At 57.2% G+C, this 941-nt stretch carries 2 protein-coding genes; both read right to left on the reverse strand.

The window, feature by feature from the left end:
• The coding region (locus tag ACIP1X_RS25915) for a hypothetical protein (protein ID WP_400755700.1) at positions 1-69 on the reverse strand (69 nt) is incomplete at its 3' end.
• A 9-nt stretch (positions 70-78) separates the two neighbouring features.
• Complete coding sequence (fliL, locus tag ACIP1X_RS25920) at positions 79-582, reverse strand: flagellar basal body-associated protein FliL (RefSeq protein WP_053118371.1); 504 nt, start codon at positions 580-582, stop codon at positions 79-81.
• Between the last annotated feature and the right edge of the window lie 359 nt (positions 583-941).

A 941-nucleotide genomic window follows, 5' to 3' on the forward strand; every position in this document is an offset into this window, starting at 1 on the left:
CAGACCATCGTCGACGCCGTGCAACAGCGCGTCGATTTCATCCTGGGACAGCAGATCCTGCACGGCCATGTCGTGTTCCTACTGCAGTACGAAATTAGTGAAAAGCAACTGTTCGATGACCACTTTGCCGAGTTCTTTCTGCGCCACTTCCTGGACGCTGGCGGTGGCCTTCTGGCGCAACATCTCTTGGCCGACCGGCGTCGCCAGTGTGGCGAAATCCTGACCGGAGAAGAGCATCACCAGGTTGTTGCGGATAACCGGCATGTGCACTTTCAGCGCTTCCAGATCGGCCTGATTGCGCCCGAGCATGGTGATGCTCACCTGCATGTAGCGCTGACGGCCGTTCTGGTTGTAGTTGGCAACGAAGGCCGGCGCCATCGGTTCGAAAATCGCCGGTTGTTTGCCGGTCGGGGCGGTTTCAGCCGCAGCCTCTGGTTTGCTCTGGGCACTGTGCATGAAGAACCAGGTCGCCCCCACGGATGCACCAATGGCCAACAGCAACGCGAGCACGATCATAATGATCAGCTTGAGTTTGCCTTTGGTTGCGGGGTCTTTTACTGCTGCAGCTTCGCTCTTCGCCATGCCAATAATCCGTCACTAATCAGGTTTTCACAGTCGCACGGCAAGGCAAGAGCAAGTGTTATGCCAGAAGTGTCGGTGGTTGCGGAGAGAACGACAAAGTCAAAAGCACCCTCACCCCAGCCCTCTCCCGGAGGGAGAGGGGGCCGACCGAGGTGTCGGGCGTCAAACATCGACCTGAAAGACCGGGTCGATTACAGATTCACAGCAAAAACATCAGGTCGGCGTACTTCGCAAGCATCCCCCAACCAGTCCCCTCTCCCTCCGGGAGAGGGCTAGGGTGAGGGGCTCTGTGATCAAACACCGACCTGAAAGACCGGGTCGATTACAGATTCACAGCAAAAACATCAGGTCGGCGTACT

The organism is Pseudomonas sp. NPDC088885 (assembly GCF_044750025.1).
Classification (GTDB): Bacteria; Pseudomonadota; Gammaproteobacteria; order Pseudomonadales; family Pseudomonadaceae; genus Aquipseudomonas; species Aquipseudomonas rustica.